This window comes from Shinella sp. Sh6 (genome assembly GCF_055392685.1).
This window is the reverse complement of sequence record NZ_AP044005.1, coordinates 3589470-3605000: the sequence shown is the minus strand read 5'-3', so window position 1 is coordinate 3605000 and position 15531 is coordinate 3589470. Positions and strand designations below refer to the sequence as shown.

The window sequence follows — 15531 nt, the reverse complement described above, 5'->3', positions numbered from 1 at the left end:
TCGATATAGAGGAGCGACTGCGGCGCTTTACCGGCGAGCGCGGCGAGCGGGCCGAGGCGGCGCGGCGGCTGGCGCAACGCATGGCGGACGGCTTCGGCAAGTCGGCATCCGCATCAGCAAGCGCGCCCGGCGCATTGCTGATGCATGCCTTTCCGGACCGCGTCGCCCTGCAGCGCGGCGGGCGGGGGCGCTTCGTCATGGCCAACGGGCGCGGCGCCGAGCTACCGGAGACCGAGCGGCTGGCCGGCGCCGAGATGATCGTCGTCGCCGACCTCACCGGACAGGCCGGACGCCAGCGCATCCTTGCCGCCGCCGAGATCGACCGCGCGGCGGTGGAAGCCGGCCTTGCGGACAATATCGTGCGCGAGGACCAGTGCGTCTTCGACCGGGCGAGCCGGCAGGTGCGGGCGCGCCGCGTCGTCCGGCTCGGCGCGATGATCCTGGAGGAGACACCGCTGCCCCGGCCGGCCGGGCCGAAGGCGGCCGCGGCGCTTGCCGACGGCGTGCGCCAGCTCGGCCTGCAGGCCCTCTCCTTCTCGCGCGAGGCGGCGCAGTTGCGCGACCGCATCGGTTTCCTTCACCGCTCGATCGGCGAGCCTTGGCCGGATACGAGCGAGGCGGCACTGCTGGCGCGGCTCGGCGACTGGTTCGTGCCGTTCCAGGAGAACACGCGCGGCCTCGACGATGTTTCCGCCGCAAGCCTTCACGAGGGGCTGATGGCGCTGGTGCCCTACGAGGCGCAGCGCGATCTCGCCCGCCTCGCGCCCACCCATTTCGAGGCGCCGACGGGCCAGCGCCATCCGATCCGCTACGACGGCGAGGAGCCGGTGCTGGCGATCCGCGTGCAGGAGCTCTTCGGGCTGAAACAGCACCCGGCCGTCGCGGGCGGACGCCTGCCGCTGCTGCTGGAGCTGCTCTCGCCGGCGCACCGGCTCATCCAGACGACGCGGGACCTGCCGGGCTTCTGGGCGGGTTCGTGGCGGGACGTGCGGGCGGACATGCGCGGGCGCTATCCGAAACACCCCTGGCCGGAAGACCCGGCCGCGGCCATGCCGACCACGCGCGCCAAGCCGCGCGGCACCTGATCAACGAAAGGGCGAGAGATGACGGGCTATCAGGACATCGACTTCGAGGGCACCGGCCGGCGCCTGCGCCTCGAAACGCTCATCCGCCTGCGCTGGCTGGCAGTGGCCGGGCAGACGATCAGCGTCCTCGTCGTCGCGCTGTGGCTGAAATTTCCCCTGCCCTGGCTGCCGGCGGCGGTGCTGATCGCGCTGCTGGCGGCGGTGAACTTCTTCCTCGCCATGCGCTTTCCGCCGGCCCACCGGCTGACGCCGACGTCGGCCTTCCTGCTGCTCGCCTTCGACCTCTGCCAGTTGACGGCGCTGCTCTTCATTACCGGCGGCCTTGCCAATCCCTTCGCGCCGCTCGTCTGCGTGCCGGTGATCATCTCCTCCTCGCTGCAGCCGATCCGCCTCAGCCTGCCGCTCGGCTTCCTTTCCTTCATGGGCATCACCGCCCTTGCCTTCACGCCGTTTCCCCTGCCGTGGTTTCCCGGCACGCTGCTCGTCGTCCCGCCGATCCTGACGGCCGGTTTCTGGTTCGCCATCGTCTCGACCACGGCCTTCGCCGCCTTCTATTCCTACCGCGTCTCGCGCGAGGCGACCGAGCTTTCCAACGCGCTGCAGGCGACGGAACTCATCCTCCAGCGCGAAAAGCACCTTTCGCAGCTCGACGGGCTGGCGGCCGCCGCCGCGCACGAGCTCGGCACGCCGCTCGCCACGATCAGCGTCGTCGCGCGCGAGATGGAGCGCGAGCTCGGCAGCGACGACCGCTTCCGAGAGGACGTGCAGCTCCTGCGCAGCCAGAGCGAACGCTGCCGCGACATCCTGCGCCGGCTCACCACGCTCTCCACCGAGGAGGAGGCGCACATGCGCGTGCTGCCGCTCTCCTCGCTGATGGAAGAAGTGCTGGCGCCGCACCGCGAATTCGGCATCCGCCTCAACCTCGTGGAAAACGGCGAGCGGGAGAACGAGCCGGTCGGCAACCGCAATCCCGGCATCCTCTACGGTCTCGGCAACCTGCTGGAAAACGCCGTCGACCATGCCCGCGAGGAAGTGACCGTCACCGTCAGCCACACGCCGGAGCGCGTCAGCATCGTCATCGAGGACGACGGCGACGGCTATGCGGCCGATATCCTCCAGCGCATCGGCGATCCCTATGTCACGCGGCGCCAGAAGGACGACCGGGCCGGGGGCCTCGGCCTCGGCCTCTTCATCGCCAAGACGCTGCTGGAGCGCTCGGGCGCGAAACTGACCTTCGGCAACCGCACCGGCGACCGGCCGGGCGCGCGCGTCTCAGTCGATTGGCCGCGGGCGCGCATGGAAGCCAGGGGCGCAAAATGACTTTACCCGCCCTATGTAAAGGGCGATAAGCTGATCCCGATCAAGAATGGACGAAAATCCGCCGCGGAAGATGACAATGGCAGAAAATACCGAACCGCATACGGCCGCCGACGAAATCGGGCCGGATCCCTCGCTTCTCCTCGTCGATGACGACGGACCGTTCCTGCGCCGCCTTGCGCGCGCCATGGAGACGCGCGGCTTTGCCGTCGACACGGCCGAATCGGTCGCCGAGGGCATCGCCAAGGCCAAGACCACCCCACCGAAATACGCGGTCGTGGACCTTCGGCTCGGCGACGGCAGCGGCCTCGACGTCATCGCCGCCATCCGCCAGCGCCGTGACGACACGCGCATCATCATGCTGACCGGCTACGGCAATATCGCGACGGCCGTGAACGCCGTGAAGCTCGGCGCGGTCGACTACCTCGCCAAGCCGGCGGACGCCGACGACATCTTCGCCGCGCTGACGCAGCGGCCGGGCGAGAAGGTGGAACTGCCGGAAAACCCGATGTCGGCCGACCGCGTGCGCTGGGAGCATATCCAGCGCGTCTACGAGATGTGCGACCGCAACGTCTCCGAGACGGCCCGCCGCCTCAACATGCACCGCCGCACGCTCCAGCGCATCCTCGCCAAGCGCGCACCGAAGTAACGGGGCCCGATCAGGCCGGCTCGTCGCGCCGGCCGGAGACGATGGCCGAGATATCCGGGCCGTCGCGCCGGGCATCCATCGAGAATTCGGCAAACAGCAGCCGGCCCGCGGCAACACGGGCGAAGGCGAAGGTCACGGCCTTGCGCGTCGGCGCCGGCAGCTTGTGCTCGGGCGCCTCGCGGATGATGTGCGCGCCGTAGCCGTCGGAGAGGATGAGGCCGCAATCTTCCGGGAAGATGTCGAGCGGCACGTCCTTGTGCGTGGCGAAGAACAGGCGGTCCGAGTGGCGGCGATAGTCCGGCCATTTGCGGTCCACGCGAAAATCCTCGATCGACGTCTTGATCTCGACGATCCAGACCTCGCCCTTGTCGGAAAGGCTGATGAGGTCGGCGCGCCGGCCGCTCGCCAGCGTCAGTTCCGGCAGCACGGCATGGCGCATCTCCATCAGCATGCGCTGCACGCCGCGGCGCACCATCATGGCGCGGTCGGACTGGCGGCCGTCGATCAGCGGATTGTCGTTGTGGAGCGAAACGATCGTCATGGGAAACCTCGGCGAATCGCATTCTATCGCGAAACGGGCCAGCGGCCGGGCAAAAGTTAAGGACGGGCGGCGGCAAGCTCGGCGTTCAAGACTCTATTAACCGCGCGGCAAGCTTCCTGTGCGGCTTCGGGCCGGCGGGCGGCAAGGCCATTGAACGGCCGGCGGCGGCGTGCTTGGCATGGATCGGGCGCGGCGAGAAGCGGCAGGCGGCCGGGCATTGCTGTTGCAAAAAAACACTTCCCCGGCTTTTTGCTTCAACGCAAGCCCATGCCGCAGCGCACGCGCTTGCATTGATCGGTTTAATCGAAAATAAACCATGATCGATGAAAGTTCTGCGTCACGGAACTTCTTAATTCCTTATCAAGAGAATCTCATGCGCTTCCGCAATGCCCTCCTTCTGTGCGGCCTCGCTGCGGCCGTCACGCTCGCCGGTTGCTCTTCCTCTTCGACCTCCCTTCCGGGCGAAAAGGTGGCGACGAATGCCATCTTCACATCGGAATACGGCCCTGTTGAGGACAACGGCTACGCCCTGCCGGCGATCCCGATCAACAAGGTGAACACCAAGTTCCACCGCCAGATCGTCGATTACGCGACCAAGGAAAAGCCCGGCACGATCATCGTCAACACGCCGAACCGCTTCCTTTACTACGTGCTGCCCGGCGGCAAGGCCGTGCGCTACGGCATCGGCGTCGGCAAGTCCGGCTTTGCATGGCAGGGCGAGGCCTATATCGCCTGGAAGCAGGAATGGCCGACCTGGCACCCGCCGAAGGAAATGGCGGACCGCAAGCCCGACGTCGCCCGCTACGTCAAGGACGGCATGGGCCCGGGCCTGAAGAACCCGCTCGGCGCGCGCGCCATGTATCTCTTCAACGACAAGGGCCAGGATACGCTCTTCCGCCTGCACGGCACGCCGGAATGGGCCTCCATCGGCACGGCCGCCTCCTCGGGCTGCATCCGCCTGATGAACCAGGACATCATCGACCTCTACAAGCGCGTGCGCCCCGGCCACGATGCCCGCGTCATCGTCCAGCAGTAAGCGGACGGCAACGCTATCGTTCATAAGGCCGCCGGTCACTCCGGCGGCCTTATGCTTTGGTGCGATGCCCCTCATCCCGCTGCCGCGACCTTCTCCCCGCAAGCGGGGAGAAGGAGGATGGAGCGAAGGCTTCCCTAAATTCGCGAGGCCGTGCGGCACGTCCCTTCGCCCCGCTTGCGGGGAGAGCGACTGTCTTTGTGGTCAAGCGTTTTTCCATGGTTTACCGTCGCGGATGATTGCGTTGAGGATGGTGAGGAGTTTTCGCATTGTCGCGACGATGGCGACGATCTTCGGCTTGCCGGCAGCCACGAGCCTGTCGCGGAAAGCCTTGAGGACCGGGTTGTGACGGGACGCCACGAGGGCGGCCATGAAGAGCACGGCGCGCACCTTGCCGCGACCGCCGCCGATGAAGCTCCTGCCTCGCCATTTGCCCGATTGCCGCGTGAACGGCGCGATCCCCGCCAGTGAGGCGATCTGGCGCCGATCGAGCGTGCCGAGTTCGGGCATCTCGGCAATCAGCGTGCGGGCGGTGGTCGGCCCGACACCCGGCACAGACGTCAGAAGCGCCTCGCGCACCCGCCACAAGGGCGACTTGCGAATACGGCCGTCGAGCTCGTCGTCCAGGCTTGCAAGTTCGTGCCGGAGCGCGGCAAGCAGGCGCTTGATGCTCTTCTGTGTCTCCTTCGTCTGCGCCATCCGTGCCCGGTTCTCTTCCGCCGTGATCATCTGCACGATCTGGCGGCGGCGCGACACGATGGCCGAGAAGGCTTCACTCTCCTCATCGCGCAACGGCCGGATATCCGGTTTCGTCGCCGCCACGAAGGCTGCGATCACCGCCGCGTCGATCGGGTCGGTCTTGGCACGTTTGCCCAGCGCATTGGCATAGGAACGAACCTGCGCCGGATTGACCACGACAACGGCAAGGCCGGCCGATGACAGGCCCGCAGCCGCAAGCATCTCGTAACCGCCGGTCGCTTCCAGCGCCACGACATCGGCCTTTGCCTCTCGCAGCCGGGTGATCAGTCCATCCACGCCGGCATGGTCGTTGCCGACAAGGAAACTGTCACCGGCCGGAAGAACATGCACATCCAGCCGGTCCTTCGAAACATCAATGCCAACGATCACGTCCATCCTGTCCCATCCTTGCCTAAGCGGGCTTCGCATGCGCGAGCGGCCCTGGCGACTGTTCGGGTTCGATGGAACGGCGGATGAAGACCCAGGCTCTCCCACGGGCTTGGTGTCCCAAAGGTGCTGCGGTCTCTCATCCGCCACCGCAATCGGCAGTACAACGCCAATCCCGGGCAAAGGGAAGTTACAAAGGTGCCGGCAGGCGGATGAGGGGCAGCTACTCTTTCAGCCCTCGGCAGCCTTCAGCTCCAGCCGGCGGCGGTGCAGGACCGGCTCGGTGTAGCCGTTCGGCTGCTCGCGGCCCTTGAGCACGAGGTCGAGGGCGGCCTTGAAGGCGATCGACGTGTCGAAATGGCCGGCCATCGGGCGGTAGAGCGGGTCGCCGGCATTCTGGCCGTCGACCACCGCGGCCATGCGCTTCATCGTCTCGACGATCTGGGCTTCCGTGACGACACCGTGGTGCAGCCAGTTCGCCATGTGCTGGGCGGAAATGCGCAGCGTCGCACGGTCTTCCATCAGGCCGACATTGTTGATGTCCGGCACCTTGGAGCAGCCGACGCCCTGGTCGATCCAGCGCACGACATAGCCGAGGATGCCCTGCGCATTGTTGTCGAGCTCGCGCTGGATCTCCTCCGGCGTCCAGTTCGGGCGCACGGCGACCGGCACCGACAGGATGTCCGACAGCTTCGCGCGCGGGCGCGAGCGCAGCGAGGCCTGCACGGCGGCGACATCGACCTTGTGGTAGTGCGTCGCATGCAGCGTCGCCGCCGTCGGGGACGGCACCCAGGCGGTGTTGGCGCCGGCCTTCGGATGGGCGATCTTCTGCTCCAGCATGGCGGCCATCAGGTCGGGCATGGCCCACATGCCCTTGCCGATCTGCGCATGGCCGGAAAGGCCGCATTCGAGGCCGATATCGACGTTCCAGTTCTCGTAGGCGGAAATCCAGGCGGCCTGCTTCATGTCGCCCTTGCGGATCATCGGGCCCGCTTCCATCGAGGTGTGGATCTCGTCGCCCGTGCGGTCGAGGAAGCCGGTATTGATGAAGACGACGCGGTCCTTGGCCGCACGGATCGCCTCCTTGAGGTTGACCGTCGTGCGGCGCTCCTCGTCCATGATGCCCATCTTCATCGTGTTCGGCGCCATGCCGACGGCGGCCTCGACGCGGCCGAAGAGCTTGGAAGCGAAGGCGACCTCTTCCGGCCCGTGCATCTTGGGCTTGACGACATACATGGAGCCGGCGGGCGAGTTCTTGCGGCGGCCGTTCGGGCCGACGTCGTAAAGGGCGATCAGCGCCGTGACCATCGCGTCCATGATGCCTTCCGGCACCTCGTTGCCGTCGCGGTCGCGGATCGCCGGATTGGTCATCAGGTGGCCCACATTGCGCACCAGCATCAGCGAGCGGCAGCGCAGCGTGAAGGTCGAGCCGTCCGGCGCGGTGTATTCCCGGTCGGGATTGAGCTTGCGCGTGAAGGTCTTGCCGCCCTTCACGACCTCCTCGGAAAGGTCCCCCTTCATCAGGCCGAGCCAGTTGCGGTAGACGACGACCTTGTCCTCGGCATCGACGGCGGCGACGGAATCCTCGCAGTCCATGATCGTCGTCAGGGCCGATTCGATCACGACGTCGGAGATGTGCGCCGCGTCGTCCTTGCCGGTCGGCGTCGAGGCGTCGATGCGGATCTCGATATGCAGGCCGTTGTTGCGCAGGAGGACATGCGTCGGCGCGGCGGCATCGCCGAGATAGCCGGCGAACTTCGCCTCCTCAGCAAGGCCGGTCTTGCCGCCGCCCGTGAGCGCGACGACCAGCTTGCCGCCGTCGACGGAAAGACCCGCCGCATCGCGCCAGGAGGCGCCGGCGAGCGGCGCGCTCTCGTCGAGGAAGGCGCGTGCCCAGGCGATGACCTTGGCGCCGCGCCTGGGGTTGTAGCCCTTGCCCTTTTCAGCGCCGTCCGTTTCCGCAATGGCGTCCGTGCCGTAAAGCGCATCGTAGAGCGAGCCCCAGCGCGCATTGGCCGCGTTCAGCGCATAGCGCGCGTTCATGACCGGAACGACGAGCTGCGGGCCGGCGACGACGGCGATTTCCGGGTCGACGTTCTGCGTCGTCACCTTGACCTCGCCCCCTTCCGGCAGGAGATAGCCGATCTCGCGCAGGAACGCCTCGTAGGCCGCCATGTCGGACGGCGCGCCGTTCTTGCGATACCAGGCGTCGATCTTTTCCTGCAGCGTGTCGCGCTTTGCCAGCAGCGCGCGGTTTTCCGGCGCGAGGTCGTGCACGATGGCGGAGAAATCGGCGAAATAGCGCTCGGCATCCACGCCGGCGCCGGGAAGGGCCTCATTGACGAGGAAATCGTAAAGGGCGCTGTCGATCGAAAGACCGGCTTTTTCGGTATAGGTCATTTGAAAAGGCTCCGAATGGCGGGACGAAGGGGGAGTATCCCGAATGGTCCCACTTTCCGGAGCTTTCACGCATAGTCAATTCGGCATTAGCATAAAGAATTTATTCCGACCGGGATAAAATCGTACTTATGCCTCTTCCGCAATACGCGGCCGGCCGCTTGCCGTTGCCCGGAAACGGGCCTCGATGAGCTTGCGATGACCTTTGATCTCCGGCGCGTCGATTTCCTCCGACAGGGTGACGACCGGCTCGTCCGCGCCGCTCGCGCGGGCCGAGGCGAGCGCCGCGGCCATCGCCCGTTCCCTTGCGACGGAGAAGGCTTCGGCCTCCTCTGGAAACCGCACGCTCTCTCCCCCGCCGGCAACGACGAAGACGTCCTCCTCCGGCATGGTCACGAAGGTCGTGACGACGGAGCGCACCTGGCCGACCACAGCGCCGACGGCATTGGCGACGCCGGCATCGGCCGGAATGGCCGGCTCGGCGCCCAGCATCGCGGCGATTGCCGGATAATAGACCGGCGCCGACGCGCCGAGGCCGACGAGCGGCCGGTCGAGCGCGATGGAGAAGCGTACGATGCCCTCCACCCGATGCAGCGCATGGTCGACGGAAACGGAATTGGTGGGATCGATCGCCCCTACCCCGTCATCGGCAAGACAGGCGGAAAGGACCGCATCGGCCGACTGGCGGGTGAGCCGGTCGACGATGAGGCGGGCCATCGTTTCCGGCCCGTCGGCGACCGGATGACCGGAACCGTCCTTGGAGCGGGCGGCGATCTCGATGCCGAGGCGGGCCGCGACCGCATCCCATTGCCCCTGCCCGCCGAGCACATGCATGGCGTCGGACGGCGTGACGGCGCAGATATGGACGAGGCCGCGCGCGACGAGGCGGTCGAGCGTGACGCGCTGCAGCGTGCTGACCAGCAGCCGGTCCAGCGGCAGCGGAACGGCGCCGATCTTCTCATAGAGCGCCTGCTCATGCGGCTGGAGGCCGCTTGCCAGACGCTCCGGCACGCCGGTGCGCACGGCGAAACGCCCGTCGTAACGGCCGAGATGCGGCGCGCGCAACTGGCGCTCCAGCACGGGCACGATGGCCTCCGGATGCAGCGCCGAGGCAAGGCTGAGCGGCATGAAGCGGCGCGGGCCGAGATCGATCCTCGCCGCAAGGCCGCGGTCGTCGATGCGCACTTCCGAATCGCCGCCGAGGCCGAAGGTGCGCATGGCGACGGCTTCCACCATGGTGCGGTAGCCGCCGACGACGGCGCCGTCCGCATCGAGCTTCGGCCGCCCGCCGTCGAGCACCGCCACGTCCGTGGTCGTGCCGCCGATGTCGGAGACGACGGCGGCGTCGAGCCCTGTCAGGTGGCGCGCGCCGACGAGGCTTGCCGCCGGGCCGGACAGGATCGTCTCGATGGGCCGGCGCCGCGCTTCGGCTGCGGAGATCAGCGCACCGTCGCCGCGCACCACCATCATCGGCACATGGATGCCGCGGCGGTCCAGGAAGTCCTCGCAGGCGCCGATCAGCCGGTCGATCATCGAGACGAGGCGGGCATTGAGCAGCGTCGTCAGCGCGCGGCGCGGGCCGCCGAGCCGCGAGGAAAGCTCATGGCTGCAGGTGACGGGAAGCCCGGAGACCGCGCGGATACGGTCGCGCACCGCTTCCTCGTGCGCCGGGTTGCGCACGGCGAAATAGCCGGCGACGGCAAAGGAGGAGACGGTCTGTGACAGGGTCGGCAGGGCTTCCTCGAGCGCCGTCATGTCGAGCGGCGTTTCGGTGCCGTGCACGTCATGGCCGCCGGGAAGGAACAGCACCGGATCGTTGCCGAGCGCCTCGCCAAGTCCGTCGCGCCTGAGATCGTCCGGCGCAAAGCCGATCATCACCAACCCGGCCCGGCCGCCCTGCCCTTCCACCAGCGCGTTGGTGGCGAGCGTCGTCGAAAGGGAGACGAGGCCGATGGCGGAGACGGGCACGGCCGCCTGCGAAAGCACCGCCTCGACCGCGCCGGAAATACCGACGGCAAGATCGTGACGGGTGGTGAGGGCCTTGGCGCGGGCGACGACGCCCACCGTTTCGCTGTAGAGCACGGCGTCCGTATAGGTGCCGCCGGTATCGATGCCGAGTAATAAATGGTCTGCCACGAGAATTCTTCCGGAGGTCCCGCCGTCTCTTTTCAAGGCGGGTCTACAATTGTGTTATTGCATGTCCAGGCCGATTGCCACCGTTCCAACGGCGACATCTGCGGTGAAGAGCGAGGAACTTTCCGTGAACGATCTGCGCGACCGAAAGCCGCTTGCGGCAATGGGCCTGCTGGGTGCGGCGTTTCTCGCCTGCATCCTGCCCGCCCATGCCGAGGAAGAGGGCGAAGAGCAGTACAGGGCGCAGATCCCGGCCGTCTCCATCTACAAGGCGATGCTGGACGCCAACAAGCAGACGGGCTGGGTGCAGTTCCGCAGCTTCGCCGGCCGGCAGCTCATCTATTTCACGGCGCTGCAGACCATGCATTGCCGGCTGTCGGAAATCCGCTACTCGATCAACGACGATACGCTCGACAAGCGCTTCCCGCTTGCCGCATGCGACCCGGAGCTGCCCTTCAACCTGCCCTCCGACGATACGCAGAACTGGCTCTATCTCGGCCTTAAGCCCGGCGAGGCGAAGACCGTCGCCGTGCAGGCGGTCTGGGACGACGGCAGCGGCAGCGAGATCGTCGTCTACCAGCCGTGCAGGAACCCCGAAGCGACCTGCGCGGCGATCAGGACCATCAAGAAATCGAAGAAGCGGGCCGACGAGCCGTCACCCTCAACGCCAGCCCGTTAGCCGGCTGCGTCGTCAGGCGCTGCACCGGCCAGGGGCGCGTCTCCTCCGTCATGTCGAAGCGGAAGCGGTGCATCAGCACGCCGAGCGCGATGATCGCCTCCTGCATGGCGAAGGTCGCGCCGATGCAGATGCGCGGGCCCGCGCCGAAGGGCAGGTACTGAAAGCGATGGATGGCATCGCGGTTTTCCGGCAGGAAGCGTTCCGGCATGAAGGCGCGGGGCTTGTGCCACAGCGCCTGATGCCGGTGCAGCGTCCAGGGCATGACGAGGATGGTGACGTCCTTCGGGATCTCCACCGTCTCGCCGGAGGGGCTGGTCCAGACATCGTCGGCAATGGCCGCGCGGTTGATCGAGGGGGCCGGCGGATAGAGCCGGAGCGCCTCCTCGAAGGCGGCGCGCGTCCAGGGCATCCGGTCGAGCCAGTCCACCGGATCGGCGCCGCTTTCGAGCACCCCGTCGATCTCCTCTTCCATCGCGTCGCGCACATGCGGGCTGTTGGCGACGCAAAAGAGCGTCCAGGCGAGCGCGCGGGCCGTCGTCTCGTGACCGGCGCCGATGAAGGTGAGGATATTGTCCTCCACCTCCTCGACGGTAAGACCGTCGGGGCCTGCGGCTTTCAGCAGAAGGGTCAGGAAATCGGCCGGCGCGTTCTCGCCGTCCGCATCGAGGCGGGCACGGCGCATGTCCATCGTGTTGCGCACGATGCGGCGGAATTTGGCGAGCACCCGCATGCCGCCGAGACGCGTGAGGCGCGGCACCCAGCCGGGCGCGCGCAGGAGATCCATCGGGTCGACGCGGCCCATCGTATGCAGGAGATCGTCGACGTCGTCGGCAAAGCTGTTCGATTCGGTGGCGATCTCGCCGGAAAACAGCGTCTCGGAGAGGATGGCGAAGGCAAGCTCCGTCATGTCGTTGCCGATGTCGAAGGTCCTTCCCTCCGCGCCCTCGTATTTTTCGGCATAGGACTGCGACTGGGCCAGCATCTGGTGGGCGAAGCCCCTCGCGTGGCGCGGCGTGAAGATCGGTGCGACGGCCTTGCGCGAGCGGCGCCAGACCGCGCCTTCCGCCGTCAGCAGCCCGTCGCGCAGGATCGGCCGCAGCACGAGCTGGCGCACCACGGCCATCTTGTAGTTGGCGGCATTGTCGACCAGCACATGCCGGATGAGGCCGGGATCGTTGACGATCAGCGTCTTCTCCGTGAAGAAGCTCGTCATGATCCAGGGCAGCGTGTAGGAGGGCTCGCCCCACAGCTCCAGCGGATTGCGGAACACCGTGCGGATGATCTCGAGCTTCGACGGCGGCACCGTGCGCGGGACCGGGGCCGGCGGCTCGAAGGGCTCGGGGCGCACATCCATCGTCTTCTCCTTTCGACCGATGCGCCAAGCGTGCACCGGCAGGAAGGCGGAAGTTAGAGCAGCGAGCGGAGCTCTTCCAGCTTGTCGTTGATCAGCCAGCCGTAATAGTTCTCTTCCGGCCAGGTCGCCTCGCCGGCCGCGCGGCGCGCGGCAAAGGCAGCCGCACGCGCATCGGGATTGCCGATATTGTAGAGCGTCGCCGTCAGGCCGGGATTCTTCGAGATGTCGACGCCGGCGATCTTCCGGTAGGCATCGATCGAGCGGCGTATCGCGGCGGCCATGTAGGCAAGTGACGTGTCGGGATCCATGATCGCCTGGTAGACGCCCGCCGCGTCGTTCTCGTCGAGCCGGTCGTAGCCGGAGATGCGGGCGACGTCGTCGGTCAGCGTCAGCGCCGTCAGCGGGTTGATCTGGCCGAGGCCGAAGGTCTGGCCGGCATAGAACGGCTGGAAGAACACGGCGCTGAAGCGGTTGTCCGGGAAGGACGTGCCGCCGACGCTGTGGCCGCGGAACGTCCGGTTCCAGACGCCTTCGCGGCAGGTCCACAGCGCATAGGACCCCTTCTTGCCGGCGCAGGCGGCAAATTCGGGCCGGGCGAGGAAATCGCCGATCGATTCGCCGTCATAGGCGAAGCGGAAATTGCCGGTGTAGGACGCCGCCTTCACATAATAGCTCTGCAGCCGGTCGTAGGCGTCCACATTGTAGGTGTGCTCGCCGACGATGGCGCCGACCATGTGGATCGGATCGATGCCGTACTTTCCGGCGACCGACTTGATCTTGCCGGTGAGCTGCCGGTCGTTGGCCAGGAGGTCGCGCACCTTCTCGTATTTCGCGTCGAAGGAGGTCCTGCCCGCCTTGGTGCGGCGCACGGAGGCACCGGGGATGGCCGGCTGCTCGGCATTGCGGTTGCCGGCGGGCACCACGTCGACCGCCAGCGCCGCGGTCTGGCTCTGGATCAGGAGGGCGGCTGCAAGGGCAAGCGCAGAAAGGAGCTGTCGCACGGTTCCGGTTCCGTCTGGTCAAAAGGTCGGCGATGGCGATGCCGGACAATCGTGTCGGAATGATGCCGGGCGCGGCAAAGGCCTAGGCCGCGCGGCCTTTCCTGTCGAGAGGCCACGCCATCAAAAATCCGGCACCGGCGGCCGCAAAGCGGGCCGCCGGTGCGGAAAGGTCACAGGATATAGCGCGAAAGGTCGGTGTTGGCCGCGAGCGCGCCGACATGCTGGCGCACATATTCGGCATCGACGACGAGCCGGTTGCCGCCCTTGTCCGGCGCCTCGAAGGAGATCTCGTCGAGCACGCGCTCCATCACCGTCTGGAGACGCCGCGCGCCGATATTCTCGACGCTGGCATTGAGCTGCACGGCAACGTCGGCAAGCGCATCGATGCCGTCCTCGGTGAAGTCCAGATCGACATTCTCCGTCGCCATCAGCGCCTTGTACTGGCGGATGAGGCTTGCTTCCGTCTCCGTCAGGATGCGGCGGAAGTCCTCCTTCGTCAGCGCGCGCAGCTCGACGCGGATCGGCAGGCGGCCCTGCAATTCCGGCAGGAGGTCCGAGGGCTTGGAGACATGGAAGGCGCCCGAGGCGATGAAGAGGATATGGTCCGTCTTCACCGGCCCGTATTTCGTGGCGACCGTCGTGCCCTCGACGAGCGGCAGGAGGTCGCGCTGCACGCCCTCGCGGGAGACGCCCGCGCCCATGCCGCCGTCGCGCGCGGCGATCTTGTCGATCTCGTCGATGAAGACGATGCCGTCGTTCTCGGCCGAGCGGATCGCCTCGCGCTGGATCTGCTCGTTGTCGAGCAGCTTGTCGGATTCGTCGTCGATCAGGAGCTTGTAGCTGTCCTTGACGGTGGTCTTGACCTTCTTCGTGCGCCCGCCCATCGCCTTGCCGAACATCTCGGACAGGTTGAGCACGCCGATATTGGCGCCCGGCATGCCGGGGATCTCGAAGCCGCCGGGCATACCGCCGGTATCGGCGACGTCGATCTCGATCTCCTTGTCGTCGAGCTCGTTGCCCCGCAGCTTCTTGCGGAAACTGTCGCGCGTCGCCGGCGAGGCGGTGGCGCCGACGAGGGCGTCGAGCACCCGTTCCTCGGCGTTCATGTGGGCCTTGGCCGTCACCTCGGTGCGCTTCTTCTCGCGCACGAGGCCGATGCCGACCTCGACGAGGTCGCGCACGATCTGCTCGACGTCGCGGCCGACATAGCCGACCTCGGTGAACTTGGTGGCCTCGACCTTGACGAAGGGCGCACCGGCAAGTTTCGCAAGGCGGCGGGAGATCTCCGTCTTGCCGACGCCGGTGGGGCCGATCATCAGGATGTTCTTCGGCATCACCTCGTCGCGCAGGTCCGGCTCGAGCTGGTGACGGCGCCAGCGGTTGCGCAGCGCGATGGCGACAGCGCGCTTGGCATCGTGCTGGCCGATGATGAAGCGGTCGAGTTCGGAGACGATCTCGCGGGGGGAAAAGTTCGACATGGATTTTCCGTTTCTGGCAACGGTCCCGGGCCATGGTCAGCGCCGGGCCGTCCCGTTCTGATTGTTCGTCCTGTCCGCCGGTCCGCCCGAAGGCACGGACCGGACGGGCTCAGCGGTCGGCGTCCAGCGTCTCCACCACGACATTCTGGTTGGTGTAGACGCAGATGTCGCCGGCGATCTGCATGGCCCTGCGCGCGATCTCCTCGGCCGACTTGTCGGTGTCCATCAGCGCGCGGGCCGCAGCATAGGCATAGTTGCCGCCCGAGCCGATCGCCATGGTGCCGTGTTCCGGCTCCAGCACGTCGCCGTTGCCGGTGAGCGCCAGCGTGACCGACTTGTCGGCGACCAGCATCATGGCTTCGAGGCGGCGCAGGTACCGGTCGGTCCGCCAGTCCTTGGCAAGCTCCACGGCGGCGCGCATCAACTGGTCGGGATATTGCTCGAGCTTGGCTTCGAGCCGTTCGAGCAGCGTGAAGGCATCGGCGGTGGCACCGGCAAAGCCGGCGATCACGTCGCCCTTGGCAAGGCGGCGGACCTTGCGCGCATTGCCCTTCATCACCGTCTGGCCAAGGCTCACCTGGCCGTCGCCCGCCATCACCACCTTGCCGTCCTTGCGGACGGTGATGATCGTCGTGGCGTGCATGGAAGCGTAAGGATTGTGTTCACTCATTCGATAGACCTCTGGGGCCCGATCGGGCCGGTTGCCGCCGGCGCGGCGGCGTCGTCGGTTCCTATGTAA

At 67.0% G+C, this 15531-nt stretch carries 13 protein-coding genes (1 of these 13 cut by a window edge); 5 read left to right on the top strand and 8 right to left on the bottom strand.

Annotated elements, in window-relative coordinates; translation table 11 throughout:
- From hrpB to ACZ5TO_RS17195, 3 genes are all read left to right on the top strand, one after another.
- A protein-coding gene (gene hrpB, locus ACZ5TO_RS17205; protein WP_464798958.1) for an ATP-dependent helicase HrpB crosses the window boundary here: on the top strand, positions 1-1085 show its 3' portion. 1384 nt of this gene lie to the left of the window's left edge; only the last 1085 of its 2469 coding nucleotides appear in the window; its start codon lies beyond the left edge, outside the window; its stop codon occupies positions 1083-1085.
- Positions 1086-1103: 18 nt separating this feature from the next.
- Positions 1104-2405, top strand: coding sequence for an ActS/PrrB/RegB family redox-sensitive histidine kinase (locus tag ACZ5TO_RS17200; protein ID WP_464798957.1), 1302 nt, complete (start codon positions 1104-1106; stop codon positions 2403-2405).
- Between the two features lie 76 nt (positions 2406-2481).
- Complete coding sequence (locus tag ACZ5TO_RS17195; protein ID WP_464798956.1) at positions 2482-3051, top strand: ActR/PrrA/RegA family redox response regulator transcription factor; 570 nt, start codon at positions 2482-2484, stop codon at positions 3049-3051.
- A 10-nt stretch (positions 3052-3061) separates the two neighbouring features.
- Here the strand turns inward: ACZ5TO_RS17195 and ACZ5TO_RS17190 are convergent, their stop codons facing one another.
- Entirely contained in the window at positions 3062-3592 is a 531-nt protein-coding gene (locus ACZ5TO_RS17190) for an MmcB family DNA repair protein (RefSeq protein ID WP_464798955.1), read from the bottom strand.
- A 373-nt stretch (positions 3593-3965) separates the two neighbouring features.
- On the opposite strand from ACZ5TO_RS17190, the gene ACZ5TO_RS17185 reads away from it, so the two are divergent.
- The gene (locus tag ACZ5TO_RS17185; RefSeq protein ID WP_184145583.1) at positions 3966-4628 is read left to right on the top strand and encodes a L,D-transpeptidase; all 663 of its coding nucleotides are present in this window, start codon (positions 3966-3968) and stop codon (positions 4626-4628) included.
- Positions 4629-4829: 201 nt separating this feature from the next.
- Here ACZ5TO_RS17185 and ACZ5TO_RS17180 read toward each other — a convergent pair whose 3' ends face one another.
- From ACZ5TO_RS17180 to ACZ5TO_RS17170, 3 genes are all read right to left on the bottom strand, one after another.
- On the bottom strand, positions 4830-5759 hold the full coding sequence (locus ACZ5TO_RS17180) for an IS110 family RNA-guided transposase (protein ID WP_464798050.1): 930 nt from the start codon (positions 5757-5759) through the stop codon (positions 4830-4832).
- 222 nt (positions 5760-5981) lie between these two features.
- Positions 5982-8150, bottom strand: coding sequence for a malate synthase G (locus ACZ5TO_RS17175; RefSeq protein WP_464798954.1), 2169 nt, complete (start codon positions 8148-8150; stop codon positions 5982-5984).
- A 126-nt stretch (positions 8151-8276) separates the two neighbouring features.
- Positions 8277-10283 (bottom strand): hydantoinase/oxoprolinase N-terminal domain-containing protein, encoded by a 2007-nt coding sequence (locus ACZ5TO_RS17170; protein WP_464798953.1) that lies wholly within the window; start codon positions 10281-10283, stop codon positions 8277-8279.
- Between the two features lie 124 nt (positions 10284-10407).
- On the opposite strand from ACZ5TO_RS17170, the gene ACZ5TO_RS17165 reads away from it, so the two are divergent.
- The gene (locus ACZ5TO_RS17165; RefSeq protein WP_464798952.1) at positions 10408-10959 is read left to right on the top strand and encodes a hypothetical protein; all 552 of its coding nucleotides are present in this window, start codon (positions 10408-10410) and stop codon (positions 10957-10959) included.
- Here the strand turns inward: ACZ5TO_RS17165 and ACZ5TO_RS17160 are convergent.
- The 4 genes from ACZ5TO_RS17160 to hslV all read right to left on the bottom strand — a co-directional run bounded on the left by ACZ5TO_RS17160 (position 10904) and on the right by hslV (position 15462).
- On the bottom strand, positions 10904-12313 hold the full coding sequence (locus ACZ5TO_RS17160; RefSeq protein WP_464798951.1) for a cytochrome P450: 1410 nt from the start codon (positions 12311-12313) through the stop codon (positions 10904-10906). The two genes, ACZ5TO_RS17165 and ACZ5TO_RS17160, sit on opposite strands and share 56 nt — an antisense overlap.
- A 53-nt stretch (positions 12314-12366) precedes the next feature.
- A complete protein-coding gene (locus ACZ5TO_RS17155; protein WP_184145588.1) occupies positions 12367-13314 on the bottom strand; it encodes a DUF1402 family protein in 948 nt (315 codons plus the stop codon).
- A gap of 170 nt (positions 13315-13484) precedes the next feature.
- The gene (hslU, locus tag ACZ5TO_RS17150; RefSeq protein ID WP_184145589.1) at positions 13485-14792 is read right to left on the bottom strand and encodes an ATP-dependent protease ATPase subunit HslU; all 1308 of its coding nucleotides are present in this window, start codon (positions 14790-14792) and stop codon (positions 13485-13487) included.
- A gap of 109 nt (positions 14793-14901) precedes the next feature.
- Positions 14902-15462, bottom strand: a complete 561-nt coding sequence (hslV, locus tag ACZ5TO_RS17145; RefSeq protein ID WP_184145590.1) for an ATP-dependent protease subunit HslV — start codon at positions 15460-15462, stop codon at positions 14902-14904.
- Positions 15463-15531 lie beyond the last annotated feature (69 nt).